Below are 16,883 nucleotides of genomic sequence, written 5' to 3'. Positions count from 1 at the left end.
ATTCGATCAAACAGTTCTCGGTTGCCGATGCTGAACTTGGACGGCCGAGTTGGAGGTCAGCACTGGCAACGATAGGGACGTTATGACGAAGTTGATCGAAGATCAAAGTGAGTTGGTCAAGTGGGTGAACGATCAGGACGGTGACCTGGACCTCGCAGTGGCATTCTGGGGCCATGATGCAACCGCTTTCCTCGGCCTCGCAAAAACGCGGAGACGAGTGCGCATTGTGCTGGAGATCAGCCAAGGTGCCACTAATATCAAGGAGGTGCGTAAGCTTCTGAAGATGCCGCAAGTTGAAGTGAAGTCTTATGAACGACTACATGCCAAGGCTTACATTAGCGCCAACGAAGTGATCATTGGCAGCGCCAATGCATCAGCCGGTGGATTGGGAATTGTCGGCTTCGAGAACAAGCACTGGAAAGAGCTAGGGATTCAGACGCGATCAAAAGAGGTAATCCAGCGAACGAAGAGCTGGTTTGAGGAGCTGTGGCTCGCAGCCGAGAAGATCAGTCCTTCCGAGCTGGATCGCATAGAGAAGCTACAAAAGGTCCGCGCCAAACTCACCCCTCCTATGGATTGGAAGGCCAAGGACATCTTCGACTCCTTCAAGCATCATCCGGAGGAGTGGAAAGACCACAACATCTGGATCACCGTGGTCACCTCGGAGCTGTCTGATGAACAGGAAGCAATGCTGGAAGAGCGGCAAAAGCAGCAGCCCAAGGTCCCGGTCTACGCATACGCAGAATGGCCATCCATTCCGAAGGACGCAACGATCATTAGCTTCACCTGGTATACCGGCGAAGAGTTCGATACAGATTATCCACTGATCTATCGAACGCCGGGCGTTGCCCAAAAGGGCATGATGCAGTACGTCTTTCCCACCGAGCTTCCGGGCTTTGAAATTGGAAAGCTCTCCAAGTGGGAAGCCGCCACCCAGAAAGCCCGAGATGCGAATCTGCCTAGGTGGAAGAGACGGCATGGACTGAGGATGCCGCTACAAGAGTTCATTGAGAAATACGCCTAGCAAAGCACTATCCGAATGCGAGACAAAGGAAGTCAAGATGGCTCAACCGCAAGAATCGACAGTCGCAGTAATGATTGACTGCGACAACGTTGCTCCCGAGATCGTGGACTTCGCGCTCCTCATGGCTGCACAAGCCGGGCGCGTAACGCTTCGACGGGGCTATGGCAATCGCACTACCTTGGGCAACTCTTGGCAAGAGGCCCTGGTTCGCCAGGCATTCACTCCATGCCTTCAGTTCCAATACGCAGCGAAGAAGAACACCTCCGATATCGCCCTGGCCTTGGATGCCCTGGAAGTGCTCTTCGATCAGCGGGCAGACATCTTCTGCTTGGTCACCAGCGACTCGGACTTTGCCTACCTCTGCCGAAAGCTCCGTGAGCGCGGCGCCACGGTTCTGATCGTAGGCGAAGCAAAGACCCCCGATGCTTTGCGCAATGCCTGTGATCAGTTCTTCGAGTGGTCCGCCCAAGAAGCCTCATCGCCAGAGCCGCCAGATCTTCAGGACCCGCCGCACCCTGCTGACCACACTAATGAAGCCAAGACCACAGGAAGCGCCCCGCTCCCGAAGCGTCGCCCCCGCTTCGTCATCGAGGCTGTTTCACTGCTTGCCGGTAGCACTCCGGAGGGCAAGGTTAGCCTTAATTCCTTAGGGTCCTATCTGAAGCGAGCAGATTCCGGGTTCTCCCCTGGCATCTACGGGCATTCAGGTCTTCTCAACATGGTGAAGACCTACGATCTCCTGTCGCTCAAGCAGGAAGAAAATGGGCAGTGGTCGGTAAGCCTGGCATCTAAGCCAGAGACGACCTGACGCGGGCCACCATTGCCGTTTGGCACATTGCCAGAAAAAGGCCCCGCATCTGCGGGGCCCTAGACTTCAGTAGCCGTAGCCAGATCGACGCTGCTGCGTCCTCGGCTGGTTGTAGGGGCTACCGTATGGATTGCTCTGCGTTGGCTTGTAAGGATCTACAGTCCCGGACTTCCCGTTGTAGGGGTTGTAATTTCCTTGGGTGCTGTAGTTGTCCAGCTTGGTGGAATTCGCATTGCTACGATGGTGAGGCTGGACGTAGGTACCGTCCGAGCGATAGTGCCCCTTCACCGAATGGCTCTGAGCCGAAGCGACAAAAGAGGCGACCAGAGCGAAGCCTGCGGCCACAATCATTGGATTTTTTTTCATATTTCCCTTCGAATTCAAATATCGCGAATCAGTTCAAATTCAGCTGCAGATCGAGCATGCCCACAAAACACAAAGAGCGATAAGCGGCGATAGCGCCCCACTTTACTTAAACCAAAACCGTGCTATTTATACTTCAAATTAGAATCATGGAATTAGCGTATGTCAATGTTCACACTCGCCCTACTTATTTATGTGCCCCTAGTGTATTTCACATTTAAATTTGCAAAAAAGATTGATTCACCACCCAAAAAGAACAAGCAACCTGGAAACAACAAATCCAGCCAAAAAAATGGCGATATAAATTGAAATTAAGGTTACAAACACCTTAATTGCCGTCCTACCTGCCTGCATAACGCTTAGGTAAATACTATCGGCAACTAACGTAAGCGTTATGGCGAATGCTAGGGCTATGCCGACACGCAATCCTAGGCTAAGCGCCGGATTGTTTATTACCGGATAAACAAACCACAGTACGGCGGAGCCGACCGATGAAAGCCCAATAAGACCGACTGCATTGCTTTTCTTCGACATTAAAATAATTCCTTTTTATTGAACAATTCAGCATTCCGTCTTTGCACTTGCGCCAATCTGTCTTTACAGATCCAACCACCAGTCATCATATCGGCCTCGAAGCTATAATCTTTAGAGGCAAATACATTTCGCCGAATAGCTCAATGCTTTGGCGCCATAAGTCGAGTAACACCAGAAATTGAAAAGTGCAATAAAGAGCCCCGCAGCTTTCTTTCGGGCATCCTTAGGGTTGCAGATCTTAGCTATCAAATGATGGGATTACGGAGCGTAATCCACTCATGTCACCCGGAAACAAAGGGGGAAGTCCATCTGGCACTCTCCTCCAAGCCAAATCCACAAACTCTCTATCCTGCTCGAAAGTGTGCATGACCCTGAACTCTGTCACTCCGATGGCGAGAGCTCTTCTCTTGTTGTGCAGGCTCATTGCCCGGAACTGGATTGTCCGCATGAGCAGAGAGTAGAGGGACCGCCTTGCCTCAGAGTTGAGCTGAGAAGCGATGGCCTGGAGCTGCGGCTGTCTCTCTATATTTGGAATCAGTTCCAGCATCCCAATCAGCTGGGCCTTGTTAGTCTTTGAGTTGAAACTCACTGAGCAGCACTCACACAGCAGCTTCAAGTCAGCAACCTTCATCCGCTGTAACAATGAAGAAACGGATGGCGGCTGAGACGGCACGGGCTGAGGAAAGTTGAGCGGGAAGCGACCCAGTTCCGAGAAGACCGATAGCCATTCCTCATGTTCAAGCCATCGCCAAGAACGACCTGCGAAGTAGTTTTCCCATACGTGCTCGTAGTATCCGTGAGCATTCAAGAAGCCTCCTTCAACAGCAATGATGTAGTCCTTGATGGCGTCTACGTCTTCCGCAGGGAGACCCGACACCTTCGCCATCGCTTGGTCGAATACGGCGTCGTAGCAATCAAACACGTCATCGCTTGGCGTGATTTCGAACGCCTTGTAGCCAGCCTCTTGCGGCACCTGACCTTGAGGAGCAGTTGGACGCCTTGCCCCCACAAGCGACTTCAGAAAGCCAACGATCCCCATAGCTCCCCCCCCTTAAGCCTTCAGCCTACTTGTACCGCTCTTCTTGCGTTCCTTCCAGGTCTCCACAACAAACAAGCACAGTGAGTGCGCGGAGTGAACAACTAGTCGAGCATGGCGCGGAGCGACCTTATACGTGCGCTTGTGCTGCCCGTGGGCACTACCCGCATGAGTCCGGAAGGCGCCGATGCCGTCAATGATCGAGCTAAGCCCCGCGAGAACTCGCTTGAGGTCATCATCTTCCAGCTGCTCAGGCGACAGTTTGAGGTGCTTGGCGACCACTACCCAAAGCGGCTTGACGGTCTGATTTGAAGGTAGTTCCAAGCCCTCCGTAGCGATGTAGTGCTTGCACAACGCCTCAACAATCGCACATGCCGCTGTCACAGCAGAAGCTGGATCGCTCTCCACAGAGCGAAGTGCCCTCTCAAATTCTTCTTCGACTTCAGCCACAGAGAATTCTTTTAGCGCATCGGCGAACGCTCGGCTGGGCGCGGTCACGCTGTGCGCACCCAAAATCCTTCCGCCAAACGCGTAGCTCAGTTGGTAGCGAGCGAGGGCCTCGGTGATGCGCTTGCGAGCCGTGAGCTCGCGGTCGGGGTCCCAACGCGACACCTCGCCGTCCATAAGTGTCTCGATGAATTTCCCAAGGATAGTGAGCGACTTGGAAGGGTCATCCTTTCCCTCTCTTACAAACCACTCTGTCACCTTTCGAACGCAGCTACCTTCCGGTGGATCGCCAGATGCACCGGCCTCATACATCATGTTTTCAAGTGTCTGGTGATGCTGAGTGTGGTTGCCCACCACATCACCGATGACGGACGCCAGCGGGCGAGGAAAATCTTTCAGCATTGCGAATCTCTGTCAGTGGACTGGCGGCAGGGCAAGCAACTTGGCTTGACCGTAGAGCATAAAGGCACTGCCCAGCGCATAGACAAGCCATCCATACGCAGGTCGAACAAATGCAGTTAGTATCAGTCCGAAGAGCATGGGAAGCGCCGTAATCCCCAGATAGTAGGCCCACGTGAAAGGCAATCGGTCCAGCGATGCCGGTAACTCTTGGAACCGCACCAGAAGTCCGAAAGCTAACCAAGAGGTCAGCGGTCCGACGAACAGAAGCGCCAGTCCGTTCAACAGTCGGCAGCGGCGCGACACCTTGCTATGCGGCATAGCCACCTCATGGTTGATCAGAAGGACGGTGCTGCTTTCTGCTTGCGCTCGTATTGCTCTTCGACAAAGGCGGTGGCCTTCGGCGTAAACACCGAGATGTAGCCGAAATCAATCCTGGAAACCATGCCGGAGAACTTGACTTCAAGCGCCGGGGTCCTCCAGACCGCTTCATGAGATCGGAATGATTCTACGCGGCTGCGCTTTCTTCTAGGGAGGAATAAACGCAAATGAACTTCAGCCGGTAGATCACCATTGACCTATCTTTAGCAGCGCAGCCCGGTTCACCAGTCAACTCAGCTTCGGCAAAGCGAGCTCGAAGCATGCCCCTTCCCCAAGCGCAGAAGTGACGGTAACAAATCCACCGGCTTGACGCACGGCGCTATGGACTTGTGCAAGACCCAGTCCAGATCCCTGCCCGACAGGCTTGGTGGTGAAGTAGACCTCGAACAGCCGCTCCTTAACATCTTCGCTTATCCCCTCCCCCGTATCGATGACGCTGAGAGTCACATAGTCACCTTCGACACGGTCGTCCGATGGATCGAGGCCCTGGAGCCTCTGGGTCCCAGTCCTGACCACTATCTGGTCTTCTGGTCGGCAAGCATCACGCGCGTTGATCACCAAGTTCAGCAGCGCACGCTCAATCGTGTTTCGATCCACCATAGCGCAGCACGCCTGCTCAGTGATGTCTGCCACGAACTCGGCCTTGTCACCCACCGCCTGCAGCAGAAGAGGTGTCATGCTCTGAACGAGCTCGGAAAGACTCAACACTTCCGGCTCATACGGATGGCGCCGCGCAAACCCGATAAGGCGCTTGGACAACGCGCCGCCCTGCTCCAGTGAGGCTTCAGCCACCTTCAAATAGCGTGCGTTTGCTTCGCTCAGCTCGCCACTGCCCAGCACCAGATCCACCGCAGCGACAGCAGATTGCAGAATGTTATTCAGATCGTGCACCACGCCCGCGAGCAATTGACCAACAGCCTCACCCTTTTGAGCCTGCTCGGCTATCATTTCGGCAGCTTGTTGGGCAGCTAGGGCGAACTTACGCTCCTCAGCTGCCTGGTGATGCATCACTTCGAGCTCTTGATAGGCCAAGTTGGTGGCCAAGAGCCTAGACTCCAAGTCTCTGATCGTCCCGGCGTTAGAGTCACTGCCAAATGCATCCCTTTTACGCAGCAATTCTGCCCTATCCGCCAGCGCAAGCTGCAACACTTCAGCAGCCTTCATCGCACGGTTTCGCGCCGTGACGTCTGAGCTAACGGCTAAAATTCCAACGACCGCTCCGTTTTCCACGAGTGGACTGACGCGCACCCACCAATCACGAAGCTCACCGTCGAAAACAGGGCATGAAGCTTCGAAGGTAGAGCTCTCACCGTTTCTCGCGCACTCAAGCGCTCCTAGCACCCGGTCGTGCGCTGCAACAGGCCACAACTCGACCCAAGATTTGTCCAAAACGTCAGAGAAAGTAGACGCTCTCAGCAGATTCAAACCCTTTCCGTTGACCGCGCGCACGACGCCATCGAGATCGATCTCTTTGATGCAGTCGTCGGATAGCTCAACAATTTGCTGGTAACGGTTCATCAGCTCTCTAGCTGAACAGGTCGGCGCCTATAAATTATCGCAATCGGAGCGCAAAGTAAGCGACGTGTGAAATAGGGGTGCCCCGATCAAGAACGTGACCCATTCATAAGACACCGATCTCAACTATGAGCTATCCGCATCTATCTTTGTGAAGGCCATCCCGTAGCAGACCAGTTGACAGCTGTGGTAGGCAGGACGCAACACAGGACACATGTCCGGTTTGCGATCTGCTGAAGGTTCAAGAGGTTAGGTTCAGGTCGACCCTATCCCGCTCTCGAACCCGGAGAGGAGTCTGAGTGCTCACATAGCGTCCTTGCAGATGTCTTGGCGTGGTTGTCAGTATCGCCGATGCGTAAGGCTTGCGCTGCGCCACCCAACCAAATTAGGATCATGTATCGTTTAAGGTATCGTCGCGCTAACGGTCGCCACCCCAATATTATGAGTGGAATCAGTGAGTTACAGGTCTTTTGAGACCTCTCCGCCCACCTCCACCAACGAACGGTTCGTCAAGGACCGGAGAAGCTCGGAAATTCCACCAGCGTGGGTTTCCGGGCTTTTTTATTGGCTGCTCTACGCCGCTGCGAAGTTCGACGCCCCGGCGCAATCGCGGTCCGATGCCGTCAAGCAATGTCGGCAACCGCCATCTTCTCTCGCTTTCGACATCACTAAACCACTTCAGAAATTTCCCACCCTCTCCTTGGGGGGGATGTGTCCGCGAAGCCGTTCGTCCTTGGTCGCCATCAAAAGGAGACCACGGGACACCTGCACCCTTCACATCCAAGCCGAGCCCGAAGGGCACGGCCTGTTCGACACATCTTCCACAAAGGAACTGTATCCATGCGTACGTCGCTTCGGGTTTCCCTTGCCAGCGCCATCACCCTGGTCCTGGCCAGCGCCCCCGCCTTCGCCCAACCCACCGAACGGGTATGGACGCGAGGCATGGCCAGCAACGAGCAGTACAGCAGTTTCATCGTCAAGTACCGGGACGGCAGCAGCAAGCGCGTCTCCGCCACCACCGCGCAGGATGCGCTGAAGAAGCGCCTCGGCGTCCAGCAGCGCAGCAAGCGTTCGATCGGCAACGCACCGCCAGCAGCCGCGTCCGTAACCCATCAACGCCGCATGGGCGGCGGGGCCGACGTGGTCACCACGGACAAGCCACTGGACCTCCCGGAAGCGCAGATCCTGATGCAGCGCATTGCCGACGATCCGGACGTCGAGTATGTGCAGCCGAACTACATGATGAGCGCATTCGCCACACCGAACGACCCACGCTACGGCGAGCAGTGGCACTATAGCAATCCGACCAGTGGTGCGCGCCTGCCCGGCGCGTGGGATCGCTCCACTGGCCAGGGCGTGGTGGTGGCTGTGGTCGATTCGGGCTACCTCAACAACAACGACCTGCAGGCCAACCTGCTGCCGGGCTACGACATGATCTCGTCGACCCGTCCGTTCAGTGATTGGCAATGCATCATCGGCGGAATGAATCCCGGCTGTGGCGGCTCCGACGATGGCGATGGACGCGACGCCGATGCCTTCGATGCCTCGGGCATCGCACACGGCACCCACGTCGCTGGAACGGTCGCTGCTGTGACCAACAACCAGATCGGCGTGGCCGGCGTGGCCTACAACGCGAAGGTCGTGCCGGTGCGCGTACTCGGCAACCAGGGCAATGGCGGTTCCGCCGACATCATCGATGGCATGCTCTGGAGTGCCGGCATCAACGTGCCCAACGTCCCGGCCAATGCGAACCCGGCCGAAGTCATCAATCTCAGCCTGGGCGGCCGCCGTGCCTGCTCGCCAGCCGAGCAGGATGCAATCGACGACATCACCGCGCAGGGCACCATCGTGGTGGTCGCCGCCGGCAACAGCAATCTGGATGTGTCCGAGTTCGCCCCGGCGAACTGCAAGGGCGTGATCGCGGTGGCTGCCAACGATCAGGGCGGGCGACGCGCGTTCTACTCCAACTATGGCGCAGGCATCCACATCACCGCACCCGGTGGTGAAACCTGGTCCTGCCGCGCGTCCGTCGGCGAGTTCCTGCCGCTGGCCACGCCACCTAGCCAGGCCAACTGCGCCCCGACCCGTCAGCATCCGGCGCAGGGCATCCTGTCCACGGTGGGTAACAACGCCTTCGACTTCATGTCCGGCACCTCGATGGCGGCGCCTCACGTCGCTGGCATCGTCGCGCTGATGCAAGCGGTGGCGCCGGTGCCCAAGACCACCGACCAGGTCAAGGACATCCTGCGTCGCACTGCGCACCCGATCGCCGCAGCGAACTGCCCGGGTGGCTGCGGGCCAGGCATCATTGACGCGGCCGAAGCCGTGAAGGCAGCCAGCAACTGATGGCATGGCGCAGTGGCCCGGCAAGGTCGCTGCGCCCTCTTCCGTTGCTCAGTTCATGTCCGCCGGCAAGCGGCATCGCTTCACCAGCAGCATGCCCAGCATCGGCGCCAGCGCGAAGGTGGCAAACAGCCACCGGGCCGCACGCGCGGTTCCCTCGGCCCCGCCCGGCTCGATCAGTCCCGCTGCATTGGCAACCATCCCGGCAAGCGCAGCCCCGGCCGCGGTGGCGAACAGCTGGACGGTGGTGATCGACGCACCGGCGCGCTCCTGCTCCTCCGGCGGTGCAGAGGTCAACACGCGTGTCAGCAGGTGAGGCCAGGCCAGGCCCACGCCGATCCCGATGACGGCCAGCGCCACGCAGATCGGCACCATCTGCAACCACGTACCGCTGCCGGCAGCCGGCACCCACAGCACCAGCCCGATCATGCCCAGCCATCCCAGCGCCGGGCCGATCATCAACGCCCGGTCAACGCCGCGCCCGCTGAAGCCGGAGCCGACCAACGACCCGAGCGTCCAACCGGCCGCCATCAACGCCGCGAGATAGCCCGCAGCAAGCGGTGATTGTTGATGCAGCACCTGCAGGAACAGTGGCACGAAGACCTCGCCGCTGGTGATCATCACCACCAGCAGCGACATCAGCCCATACAACGCGGCCAGCGGCGAGCGGAGCCGGAGAGCGCCGGAAGGAAGCAGCGTCTGCTTCGCTCGGGACTCGATCCTCATCAGCACCACTGCGAGGAACACGGCCATCACGATGCCGATGAAATTGTTGACTGCGCTCGAGGATGTACTGCCAAGGGAGACGCTGATGACGGCCAGGGTCAGCAGCAGGATCTGCAGCCACGGGACCGAAGACCTGGCCGCAGCTGAAGACGATGCCTCCCTCTGCGGAAGGACGTTCGACGCCAGCAGCGCGAACAACACGGCAACCGCGGTGACCGACCAGAATGCGGCCCGCCATACGCCCCATTCGGCGAAGACGCCGCCCACCGCAGGTCCGATCAACGTCGCCACGCCCCACATCCCCGAAACCAGGGCCATCGCGCGGGGCCAGAGCGGCTCTTCGAACGCGAGCCGGATCATGGCGTAGGCCAGTGCGAACAGGAAGCCGCCGCCGACACCCTGCACCAGTCGCCCCACCAGCATCATCGGCATCGAGGTCGCGAGCGCGCAGATCACGGCACCGGCTGCGAAGATGAGCGTCGCCAGTGCATAGCTTCCACGAGGCCCGGCACGTTCAAGCAGCTTGATCGACAGTGCCGAACCCAGGATGGACGCGACCACGAAGAGCGTGGTGTTCCATGCGTAGAGATCCAGGCCACCGATGTCCTCCACCACGGTTGGCAACATGGTGGTGGCGATGTAGACGTTGACCGCATGCAGTGTGACCCCGCCCGCCAGGGCAAGTGAGCGCACTGCATTGCGGCCGGACAGGAGATCGCCCCAGCGGGTGCCGGGGACGGCGATGCCTTGCTGTTCCATTTTCGTTCAAACCTATGATTCATGACCTGCAGCCCACGGTTCACATGCAGGAAAAAGGGAACTGCCTTATAAAACCTCATGTATTGATGAGGTCAAGGAACCCCGGCCATGAAGATCGATGTCAGCGTTCCGCTTTCCGTGGGCGAAGTCGCGCGTCGCAGCGGGGTCAGCATTGCCACCGTGCACTTCTATGAAGCCAAGGGACTGATCCATGGCTGGCGCAACAACGGCAACCAGCGCCGCTACCGCCGCGACGTGCTGCGGCGCATTGCCGTGATCAAGGTCGCACAGCGGGCGGGCGTTCCTTTGGCCACGATCAAGATCGCGCTGGATGATCTTCCAGCCGAACGGGCGCCCAGTTCGAAGGACTGGGCAAGGCTGTCCAGCAACTGGCGCGACATGCTGAACGAGCGCATCCGCAGCCTGGTCCAGCTGCGCGACCAGCTTGACGGCTGCATCGGCTGTGGTTGCCTGTCACTGAAGGACTGTCCGTTGCGAAACCCTGGCGACCAGTTGTCACAACGCGGCGACGGCGCCGTCTTGCTTGAATCGGACGACGGCAGCCGGAATGGGTCATGATCCATTGCTGCACGCGGCAATGACTGGAACATCGCACAATGAGGCGGCATCCTCCGTCCGTGTTGCTGCCCACTACCTACAGAAGGACCTGCGATGAGAATCGTGATCATCACCTCTGCCCTGCTCCTGGCTGCTTGTGCCGCGACCCCAGCTGCGCACGCGGCTGCACCCGCCATCGCGCCGCCCGGCACCGCAACACTCGAAGCCCTGCTGGCCTGCAAGGCAGGCTCGACCTTCAGCGAAGCCGAGGCCATCGATGCCCTGCAGGCAGCCGGCCTGGCCAGGAAGCCTGGTGGCACGTTCGAGCCGGAAACCACGCCGATCGCCCTGTTCGGCGGTACCGTCACCCATGCCGACGTGAATGTCGCCGAGGGCGAGAAGAGCATCTTCGTCTACTTGAACGGTGTCGACCCGAAGCGCCTGGCCAAGACCTGGTCGGTGACCACGGTCAACGAATACGCCAACACCGAAGCACCGTCCTATGTGAAGCGCATCGACAAGCACCACACCCTGCACGTGATTGCCTGTGACGATTACGAAGGTTATTCCGCTGCCGTGAAATGCCAGATCACACCGTGACTGCCTGACCCGCGCTAGAGCCAGCGCCATACGCGCTGGCGGAAGGCTGCGTATGCCTCCGGAAAGCGGGCCGACAGTGCCCGCTCTTCCGGCATGATCTGCCATCGGTTGATGTACAGCACGAACAGTGGCACGGCCAGCAGTGCGGTCAGATTCTGCAGGTACAGCATGGCACCTGCCAGGACAGTGGCCTGGCCCAGGTACATCGGGTTGCGCGTGTAGCGGTACACGCCGTGCGTGACCAGCACGCTCGACGTCGCTGGCCGCAGTGGGTTGACCGTGGTGCCCACGCGCCGGAAGGCCAGCTTCGGCAGCAGGTTCAATACCACGCCGAAGGCCATCACCAGACCCGCAAGCAACTCCGGCACGGGTAGCTGCAGCGCCGCGCCCGGCTGCCATCGGCTGCCCATATAGCCGATGGCGGCGCACAACAGCATCACAAGAGGCGGAGGAACACGGGTCTCAAGCCATCGCATCGCAGCCCCGCATTCATCCTGTTCACCCCAGTGTCACACGGGAATGCCTGAATCGCCCGGTTGGCGGCATTTCCGCGCTCCAAACCGACCGCCCGGTATCTTCCGCTTTGACATGCCGACCGCTAGAGTGGCGCCACCGCGCAGGAGGATCGTATGGCAACCACGGGCTTGGGCTTCATCAGCCGCACGACCCTCATCATCACCGTGCTGCTCACCCTGGGCGGCTGTGCGACGTTGCGCCAGTTCGGGCCGTCGGTGCAGGTGGCCTCGGTCACCCCCGGCCAGTACATCGCCCTGAAACGCGGCGACATCCTGACCACCGGCAAGCTCAGTTCGGCCACCATGGAGACGCTGCGCGTCGCCGGCCTCGACGAAGGCGTCTGCGCCAAGCCAGGCCTGCCCTGCATCGAGGCCATGGAAGGCAGCATCGTGGTGCGCGAGGAGGACAAGCGCTCAAGCCTGGCCGAACTGTGGCTGCAGTATGCGATGACCTTGCCCGCGCCCAAGCGCGAGTACTCCACGTCAGGCCGTGCCAAGAGCGCGATCACCGAACTGGATGCGGACTTCCAGCCGCGCCTGGACGCGTGGATGCAGGTCGCGCGGCAGGCCTACGCCTACCTGTTCTTCACCGAGCGCACGGCCAACCAGCGCGGTTTCGAAGACCGCCAGACCCAGGTGCGCGACTACTACAACCTGGCCGTGCAGGAAGCCTCGGTACAGTTGTACAACGCCTATGCCACCGGGCGCGTGCATGGTGAAGCCAGCCACTTCCAGCTGGGCCGCTGGACGTTCGTGCTGGCGCCGTCGGGCCAAGCATCACCGCTGGATACGCGTACGCCCACCGAACTGGTACCGGCAGCCTCGCTGTCGTTCACCGGCACGCTGCGCAGCGTGCATCGCCGCGATGGCTTCGGTGCCGAACTGGTGGCCGTGATGGATGATCCAGCCGCCACTACGGCCACCACGCCGCCGGCCACCACAGCCACCGCGCAGGCCACCACGCCCGTCACGCAGAGCTGGAGCGAGATGCCGTCGCCATCGATGACGGTGCTGCTGCGCTTCTCCGGAAAGAACCTGTGGGAAGTACTGCACGACGACGAGCCGGAACTGGAGATCCACGATCCCTACCAGGTCACGGAAGTCACCCTGCATGGGCAGCAGGTGCCATTGGCCGCGAACTTCACCGCAGGCTACGCACTGTGGCTGGCGCGCTCCAATTTCAGCCACCAATCGCTGCGTTCGCTGTTCGGTGGCAAGGGCGGCATCGACACGCCGCATCTGTACATGATGCAGCCCTACGACCCGAACCGCCGCGTGCTGCTGATGATCCATGGCCTGGCCAGCAGCCCGGAAGCCTGGGTCAACGTCGCCAACGAGCTGATGCGCGACGACGAGATCCGCCAGGACTTCCAGGTCTGGCAGTTCTACTACCCGACCAACATGCCCATCGCGATGAGCCACGATGCGATGCGCCACACGCTGGATGAGGTGTTCAAGCACTTCGACCCCAGCGGCAAGGCGCAGGCCTCTCATGACATGGTGCTGGTCGGGCACAGCATGGGTGGGGTGATCTCACGGCTGATGGTGTCTTCTTCCGGCGACCACCTGGTAGAGACCCTGCTGGCGACCGCACAGATGACGCCTGCGCAGCAGGAGCTGCTGCGCACCAAGGGCGCGCCGGTGCTGACCTTCCTGCCGGAACCGGAAGTATCGCGCGTGGTATTCATTGCCACGCCGCACCGCGGTACCGATGTGGCGAGCACCCGCCTCGGCCGCTGGATCGGCCGCCTGGTACGGCTGCCACTGACCGTCCTGGAGGACGTGGCCACCATCGCCAACGACGGCAAGATCGATCGCAACGACGGCAAGCACGGCTACCAGATGAACAGCATCCAGAACCTGGACAAGGACGATCCCTTCGTGCGCGCCGTGGCCGACCTGCCGATGGCACCGAAGGTGCGTTACCACTCGATCATCGCGCGCGCCAAGGCAGATGGTCCGCTGGAAAAGACCGACGACGGGCTGGTGCCCTACTGGAGCTCGCACCTTCCGCACGCGGATTCGGAGAAGGTGATCGTGTCCGGGCACAGCGTGCAGGAAGCCACGCCGGCCATCGTCGAACTGCGGCGGATCCTGCATGAAGACATGCAACAGCACGGCGCCGTGGTGAAATAGCAGGGGGCGAATGAGGGGAAAACCCTCATCGCCTGTACGCATCCGCCCTTCTATGCTGGCTCCACTACCCCACTGGAGGTCCGCATGAACACGCAAGAGCCCAGCCGCCACCCCAGCCCCGATCCGGCCGAGCGCGACGCCTTCTTCCCGTCGCCGTACTCGCTGTCACAGTTCACATCGGCGAAGAGCGACCTGTCCGGCGCCGACTATCCCGACGCGCGCCGCGATGGCCGCTGGAAGGTGCTGATGATCGCTGCGGACGAACGCTATCTGCCCACCGCCAACGGCCACCTGTTCTCCACCGGCAACCATCCGGTGGAAACCCTGCTGCCGATGTACCACCTGGACAAGGCCGGCTTCGACATCGATGTGGCGACGCTGTCCGGCAACGCCGCCAAGTTCGAGTGGTGGGCGTTCCCGCATGAGGACAAGGAGATCGGCGGACTGTACGACCGCTACGAAGCCCGCTTCCGCCAGCCACTGCCGTTGGAAGAAGTGGTGGCAGGCCTCGATGCCGCGTCGGACTATGCAGCCGTGTTCATTCCCGGTGGCCACGGCGCCCTCATCGGGCTGCCGCAGAGTCGCGCGGTAAAGGCGGCCCTGCACTGGGCGATGGCCGAGCAACGTCACATCATCACCCTCTGCCACGGCCCGGCCGCATTGCTGGCCGCAGGCGTTGACGAGGCCGAGGGTGGCTCGCTGTTCCGCGGCTACCGCATCTGTGCCTTCCCCGATGCGATGGACCGGCAGACGCCAGAGATCGGCTACATGCCCGGGCAGCTGCCGTGGTTCTTCGGTGAGCGCCTGGCGCAGCAGGGCGTGCAGATCGTCAACGACGGCATCGATGGCAGCGTGCTGCAGGACCGCCTGCTGCTGACCGGCGACAGCCCGCTGGCCGGCAATGCGCTGGGCAAGCTGGCCGCGCGCACGCTGCTCGACGCATTGGCCGGGCGCTGACTGGCGTGAGCGATCTGGTGCAGGCGTTGCTGGAACTGGAACGCGCCCGCTCACTGAGTACGGTGGGCGCGGTACTGCGCGGCATCTGTGCACCGCTGGGCTACGACCGCGTGCTGGTGTTCGCCACCGGCACGGGGTTGGAACGCGGTACCCAGCGCGTGTACTGGATCGAGGGCGACTGGTTCGGCGACGGCAGCACTACCGACCTCGCGCGCTACCTGCACGCCTGTCCGGTCAATCGCCACGTTCTGGACAGTGACGCGCCGTTCTTCTGGAGCAAGCGCCAGGGCGTTCGCGGCGAACGCTATCAGGTGGTAAAGCAGCCACGTGGTGAAGGCCTGCACGGTCTGCAGGTGCCGGTGTTCGGCACCACAGGGCTGGAAGGCGCGATCAGTTTTGCCGGGACAGCGATCGATGCATCGGCCAGCGCGCGACTGCTGCTGGATGCTGCTGCAGCTGCAGCATTCCGTGCCGCACGCCGGCTTTCCGAGACGCCCACCGAGCTTTCCGGAAGTGCGTTGAGCACGCGCGAACGCGAGGTGCTGCGCTGGGTCGCCGCCGGCCGTCGCCAGGCGGAAATCGCGGCCACGCTGGGGCTTTCCGCCCGTACGGTGGAGAATCATCTGCGACGCGCGCGCCAGCGCCTGGGCGTGGCAACCACCGCGCAGGCGGTGCGTGCTGCCAGTCGGCGCGGCGAGATCGAGGACTGATCCGGGCAAGACACTTCCGGCGCTCTGGTTCGCGTGTTACACACGCCATGCGCATGTGCGCGATTGCAGAAAGCAAGGACGATGCTTATGAAACTGCAACTGGCCGCGATGGCCGCGTTGGTGATGGCAACGGCAACCCTGGCTCCGGTGGCGGACGCCAATGCCGGGGGACCGAAAGAAAATGTTTCGTGCGTGCCGGTGAAAGTGGACCACAACCGGGTCCACCAGCACTGCACGGAAACCTACACCGATGAGTTCGGCAACGTGTACGAAGCCGAGTACTGGATCGACGAGTACGGCAACCCTTACCTGCGCGACTGAGCCGGCAGGGGACTGCGCCGGGCCGCCCGCCGGGCCGGCGCACATGCAGCAGCTGCCGCTCGGGTGCATGCTCTACCCGGGGGTAGTTGCACGACACCGCGCAGATGCGCGATTGCAGACACAAGGATGATGCCCATGAAACTGCACCTGGCCTCGATGGCCGCACTGGCCGTGGCCTTCGCTGGAATGATGTCGAGCGGCAACGCCAATGCCGGGGTTACCAGCCCACCCGGCAGCGTGACGCGCTGCGAACCATTTGAAGTGGAGCGCTACCGCATCCACCAGCATTGCATCGTGACCATGCCCGATGCGGACGGCGAGATTTTCCTCACCGAGTACTGGATCGACGAATACGGCAACCCGTATCTGATGTAATCCTCATCGACAAGGAGTGTGGGAATGAGACTGCATAAAGGCGTATCGGTGTGTTCGCTTGCCACCGTGCTGGCCGTGCTGATGCTGGCCCCCGTCGCCATCACAACGGCTGCCGAGGTCATCGAGGTCCAGGAAGAGTGTGTGCCCTTCCGCATCGCTGGCAACGTGTTCCACCAGCGCTGCACGTCGTACGTGGTCTACGACGACGGCACCCGCGAAGTCACCAGTCATTACAACCGTGACGAGAACGGGATGATCTACGACCCCTGATCGCGCCCGCGCGATCCGCCGGGCGGGACCTTCACCGCCCGCCCGGCATCTTCCATCCGCCCATCCCGGCATATCGCCGACCCCACCGTCCATGGCATGCTTCATG

The 16,883-nt window shown here is 60.5% G+C and carries 17 protein-coding genes; 11 read left to right on the top strand and 6 right to left on the bottom strand.

The window, feature by feature from the left end; translation table 11 throughout:
- Positions 1 to 82: 82 nt before the first annotated feature.
- Entirely contained in the window at positions 83 to 1,024 is a 942-nt protein-coding gene (locus N7573_RS15815; RefSeq protein WP_279912558.1) for a phospholipase D family protein, read from the top strand.
- 37 nt (positions 1,025 to 1,061) lie between these two features.
- Positions 1,062 to 1,832, top strand: coding sequence for an NYN domain-containing protein (locus N7573_RS15810; RefSeq protein ID WP_279912559.1), 771 nt, complete (start codon positions 1,062 to 1,064; stop codon positions 1,830 to 1,832).
- Between the two features lie 603 nt (positions 1,833 to 2,435).
- Here N7573_RS15810 and N7573_RS15805 read toward each other — a convergent pair.
- From N7573_RS15805 to N7573_RS15790, 4 genes are all read right to left on the bottom strand, one after another.
- On the bottom strand, positions 2,436 to 2,729 hold the full coding sequence (locus N7573_RS15805) for a hypothetical protein (RefSeq protein WP_279912561.1): 294 nt from the start codon (positions 2,727 to 2,729) through the stop codon (positions 2,436 to 2,438).
- A gap of 238 nt (positions 2,730 to 2,967) precedes the next feature.
- Entirely contained in the window at positions 2,968 to 3,768 is an 801-nt protein-coding gene (locus N7573_RS15800) for a hypothetical protein (RefSeq protein WP_279912562.1), read from the bottom strand.
- 12 nt (positions 3,769 to 3,780) lie between these two features.
- Positions 3,781 to 4,614, bottom strand: a complete 834-nt coding sequence (locus N7573_RS15795; protein ID WP_262243321.1) for an abortive infection family protein — start codon at positions 4,612 to 4,614, stop codon at positions 3,781 to 3,783.
- Between the two features lie 606 nt (positions 4,615 to 5,220).
- Positions 5,221 to 6,510, bottom strand: coding sequence for a PAS domain-containing sensor histidine kinase (locus N7573_RS15790; protein ID WP_279912563.1), 1,290 nt, complete (start codon positions 6,508 to 6,510; stop codon positions 5,221 to 5,223).
- Between the two features lie 837 nt (positions 6,511 to 7,347).
- Between N7573_RS15790 and N7573_RS15785 the strand changes: the two genes are divergently transcribed.
- On the top strand, positions 7,348 to 8,853 hold the full coding sequence (locus tag N7573_RS15785) for a S8 family serine peptidase (protein WP_223224726.1): 1,506 nt from the start codon (positions 7,348 to 7,350) through the stop codon (positions 8,851 to 8,853).
- 48 nt (positions 8,854 to 8,901) lie between these two features.
- Here N7573_RS15785 and N7573_RS15780 read toward each other — a convergent pair whose 3' ends face one another.
- Positions 8,902 to 10,335, bottom strand: coding sequence for an MFS transporter (locus N7573_RS15780; RefSeq protein WP_279912564.1), 1,434 nt, complete (start codon positions 10,333 to 10,335; stop codon positions 8,902 to 8,904).
- A 108-nt stretch (positions 10,336 to 10,443) separates the two neighbouring features.
- On the opposite strand from N7573_RS15780, the gene soxR reads away from it, so the two are divergent.
- Together soxR and N7573_RS15770 are read left to right on the top strand one after the other, a co-directional pair.
- Complete coding sequence (gene soxR, locus N7573_RS15775) at positions 10,444 to 10,914, top strand: redox-sensitive transcriptional activator SoxR (RefSeq protein WP_032128280.1); 471 nt, start codon at positions 10,444 to 10,446, stop codon at positions 10,912 to 10,914.
- Positions 10,915 to 11,007: 93 nt separating this feature from the next.
- Positions 11,008 to 11,493, top strand: coding sequence for a hypothetical protein (locus tag N7573_RS15770; protein WP_279912565.1), 486 nt, complete (start codon positions 11,008 to 11,010; stop codon positions 11,491 to 11,493).
- Positions 11,494 to 11,507: 14 nt separating this feature from the next.
- Here N7573_RS15770 and N7573_RS15765 read toward each other — a convergent pair whose 3' ends face one another.
- Positions 11,508 to 11,969, bottom strand: a complete 462-nt coding sequence (locus N7573_RS15765; protein WP_279912566.1) for an isoprenylcysteine carboxylmethyltransferase family protein — start codon at positions 11,967 to 11,969, stop codon at positions 11,508 to 11,510.
- A 153-nt stretch (positions 11,970 to 12,122) separates the two neighbouring features.
- Here N7573_RS15765 and N7573_RS15760 point away from each other — a divergent pair, with 153 nt between their 5' ends.
- From N7573_RS15760 to N7573_RS15735, 6 genes are all read left to right on the top strand, one after another.
- Positions 12,123 to 14,144: an alpha/beta fold hydrolase gene (locus tag N7573_RS15760; RefSeq protein ID WP_279912567.1), complete on the top strand. Its 2,022-nt coding sequence runs from the start codon at positions 12,123 to 12,125 to the stop codon at positions 14,142 to 14,144.
- An 84-nt stretch (positions 14,145 to 14,228) separates the two neighbouring features.
- Positions 14,229 to 15,101 (top strand): glyoxalase III HchA, encoded by an 873-nt coding sequence (gene hchA / locus N7573_RS15755; protein ID WP_032128274.1) that lies wholly within the window; start codon positions 14,229 to 14,231, stop codon positions 15,099 to 15,101.
- Between the two features lie 5 nt (positions 15,102 to 15,106).
- The gene (locus tag N7573_RS15750) at positions 15,107 to 15,811 is read left to right on the top strand and encodes a PA1136 family autoinducer-binding transcriptional regulator (protein ID WP_032128273.1); all 705 of its coding nucleotides are present in this window, start codon (positions 15,107 to 15,109) and stop codon (positions 15,809 to 15,811) included.
- An 87-nt stretch (positions 15,812 to 15,898) separates the two neighbouring features.
- Positions 15,899 to 16,132 (top strand): hypothetical protein, encoded by a 234-nt coding sequence (locus tag N7573_RS15745; protein ID WP_032128272.1) that lies wholly within the window; start codon positions 15,899 to 15,901, stop codon positions 16,130 to 16,132.
- A gap of 135 nt (positions 16,133 to 16,267) precedes the next feature.
- Positions 16,268 to 16,507, top strand: a complete 240-nt coding sequence (locus N7573_RS15740) for a hypothetical protein (RefSeq protein ID WP_317217777.1) — start codon at positions 16,268 to 16,270, stop codon at positions 16,505 to 16,507.
- 24 nt (positions 16,508 to 16,531) lie between these two features.
- Positions 16,532 to 16,777, top strand: a complete 246-nt coding sequence (locus tag N7573_RS15735; RefSeq protein WP_279912568.1) for a hypothetical protein — start codon at positions 16,532 to 16,534, stop codon at positions 16,775 to 16,777.
- The last annotated feature ends 106 nt before the right edge of the window (positions 16,778 to 16,883 follow it).

Source organism: Stenotrophomonas sp. GD04054 (assembly GCF_029836955.1).
Lineage (GTDB): Bacteria > Pseudomonadota > Gammaproteobacteria > Xanthomonadales > Xanthomonadaceae > Stenotrophomonas > Stenotrophomonas maltophilia_A.
The sequence above is the reverse complement of the archived record's forward strand: the minus strand, read 5'-3'. Positions and strand labels throughout refer to the sequence as shown.

Excerpts from the sequence above, each read along its gene's own strand:
- N7573_RS15810 (WP_279912559.1), top strand. The coding sequence starts at position 1,062 with ATGGCTCAACCGCAAGAATCGACAGTCGCAGTAATGATTGACTGCGAC.
- N7573_RS15740 (WP_317217777.1), top strand. The coding sequence starts at position 16,268 with ATGAAACTGCACCTGGCCTCGATGGCCGCACTGGCCGTGGCCTTCGCT.
- N7573_RS15785 (WP_223224726.1), top strand. The coding sequence starts at position 7,348 with ATGCGTACGTCGCTTCGGGTTTCCCTTGCCAGCGCCATCACCCTGGTC.
- N7573_RS15735 (WP_279912568.1), top strand. The coding sequence starts at position 16,532 with ATGAGACTGCATAAAGGCGTATCGGTGTGTTCGCTTGCCACCGTGCTG.
- soxR (WP_032128280.1), top strand. The coding sequence starts at position 10,444 with ATGAAGATCGATGTCAGCGTTCCGCTTTCCGTGGGCGAAGTCGCGCGT.
- hchA (WP_032128274.1), top strand. The coding sequence starts at position 14,229 with ATGAACACGCAAGAGCCCAGCCGCCACCCCAGCCCCGATCCGGCCGAG.
- N7573_RS15795 (WP_262243321.1), bottom strand. The coding sequence starts at position 4,614 with ATGCTGAAAGATTTTCCTCGCCCGCTGGCGTCCGTCATCGGTGATGTG.
- N7573_RS15805 (WP_279912561.1), bottom strand. The coding sequence starts at position 2,729 with ATGTCGAAGAAAAGCAATGCAGTCGGTCTTATTGGGCTTTCATCGGTC.
- N7573_RS15745 (WP_032128272.1), top strand. The coding sequence starts at position 15,899 with ATGAAACTGCAACTGGCCGCGATGGCCGCGTTGGTGATGGCAACGGCA.
- N7573_RS15780 (WP_279912564.1), bottom strand. The coding sequence starts at position 10,335 with ATGGAACAGCAAGGCATCGCCGTCCCCGGCACCCGCTGGGGCGATCTC.
- N7573_RS15760 (WP_279912567.1), top strand. The coding sequence starts at position 12,123 with ATGGCAACCACGGGCTTGGGCTTCATCAGCCGCACGACCCTCATCATC.
- N7573_RS15765 (WP_279912566.1), bottom strand. The coding sequence starts at position 11,969 with ATGCGATGGCTTGAGACCCGTGTTCCTCCGCCTCTTGTGATGCTGTTG.
- N7573_RS15770 (WP_279912565.1), top strand. The coding sequence starts at position 11,008 with ATGAGAATCGTGATCATCACCTCTGCCCTGCTCCTGGCTGCTTGTGCC.
- N7573_RS15800 (WP_279912562.1), bottom strand. The coding sequence starts at position 3,768 with ATGGGGATCGTTGGCTTTCTGAAGTCGCTTGTGGGGGCAAGGCGTCCA.
- N7573_RS15815 (WP_279912558.1), top strand. The coding sequence starts at position 83 with ATGACGAAGTTGATCGAAGATCAAAGTGAGTTGGTCAAGTGGGTGAAC.
- N7573_RS15790 (WP_279912563.1), bottom strand. The coding sequence starts at position 6,510 with ATGAACCGTTACCAGCAAATTGTTGAGCTATCCGACGACTGCATCAAA.